Genomic DNA, 1,573 nt, shown 5'->3' with positions numbered 1-1,573 from the left:
GTAGCTATTCAGCCGGTCATGCGGCTGCGTCGGGGGTGAGGGCGTGCGGGATCCATGCCCCGGTGGTGAAGAGACGCTTGAGTGCGTCGTAGCGGTTGATGCCCCACTTGCCTGCGGTGGACAGGTAGGACTGGACGATGGCGAAGTCGGCCAGGCCCTGGAGGGTTCTCCAGCAGCCGCCGGAGGCGCGTTGCTGGACCTTGGTGGGTCTGATGTCTCTTTCCGCCTGGTTGTTGGTGAAGGGGACGGTGAGGTCGGTGGCGAAGCGGAGGATGACCTCGCGGTGCTCGCTGAAGCGGCGGGCCAGGGTGCGGGCGTGGGCGGCCAGTTCGGTGTTCGTGGCCCGGTTGTCCTGGCGGGAGCGGGCCAGTGCCCCGGTGTAGAGGCGGTGAATCGTCTGCAGTTCGTCGGTGCTCAGCGCCTCGCGTCCGGCCTGGCGGGCCGCAGCCGCGAACCGGTTGGCCTCCAGCAGAGTGTCGGCCATGGCACGGGCCCACAACTGGCCTTCAGGGTCGGCCTCGTGGATACCGCGCAGGTCTCGCAGGAGGTGGGCACCGCACCAGGCGTGCAGGACCTGACCGAGGTGGGAATAGCCTGCATATCCGTCGCGGACCAGGACCCCGGTCAGACGGGGCAGTACGTCTCCGGCGTCGATGGCGTCGGCCGAGCGGTTGCCGGTGTGCAGCACGGTGAGGTGCTCGGTGGCCGCGACGTGCAGGAAGACCGTCTCGCCGGCGGTGCGGGTGAAGGTCTCGTCAGCGTGAACGACGGGGGCACCGGCCAGCAGGGCACGCACGGCGGGCAGGAAGCCGCTCTCCAGCAGGCGGGCGGCCCTGCCGCGTAGTCCCGCCGTGAAGCCGGTGGACACCTGCACGCCGCACAGCTCCATGACCAGCAGCGTGGAACGGTGCACGGGAATGTGGTGGCCCAGGACCGCATCGGCCATCTTCGCGGTGACCTCGGGACCGTACTGGACGGCCGAGGTGACACCGGCCGGAAACTCCCCGGCCTGCTTCTTCCCACAGCCCGGACAGCACTTCACCTCAGCCGCGTACTCCATGACCTCGACCGGGGCAGGCTCGGGCAGATCGAAGACCTGACGCCGGCGTACCTCGCGCACCGGCACCCCGAGCAAAGAGGTTGCACACCCAGGACAGGACGCCGGGGCCGGGATGCCGATCCGCTCGGTGGGCTCGGCGACCTGCCGCAGCGTGGTGCCCGGATCCCCGGGCTGCTTGCCCGGCTTGCGCCCCGACCGGGTCCGCGAGGAACCACCCCTCGGCCGCTTGCCCGGCCCATCGGAGGACGGCGGCTTCGAGGACGTCGAGGAATCCTTCGACAACTTCAACACCAACGCCTGTACCTGCACGGTCAGCTCACCGACCTGCACCAACAGCGCATCAATCCGCTCGTCCTTGGCCGCCGCCTCGGCCCGAGCGGCCGCCAACTCCGCTCGCAGCACGGTCAGTTCAGCGACAAGCCCCTCCACGGGACCGACAGGATCGGACACCCCACAAGCCTAGCGATCAAGCAACCCGGCCGCCGCACCGGCCATGCCCCGCTGAATAGCTAC

Annotated in this window: 1 protein-coding gene; it reads right to left on the bottom strand. The window is 69.5% G+C overall.

Annotated elements, in window-relative coordinates; all coding sequences use genetic code 11:
* Positions 1 to 16: 16 nt before the first annotated feature.
* Positions 17 to 1,468: an IS66 family transposase gene (tnpC, locus tag I8N67_RS41435; RefSeq protein ID WP_372443922.1), complete on the bottom strand. Its 1,452-nt coding sequence runs from the start codon at positions 1,466 to 1,468 to the stop codon at positions 17 to 19.
* Positions 1,469 to 1,573 lie beyond the last annotated feature (105 nt).

The sequence above is a fragment of the Streptomyces adelaidensis genome (assembly GCF_016598475.1).
GTDB classification, from domain to species: Bacteria; Actinomycetota; Actinomycetes; order Streptomycetales; family Streptomycetaceae; genus Streptomyces; species Streptomyces adelaidensis.
This window is presented reverse-complemented; position numbering and strand designations above follow the sequence as displayed.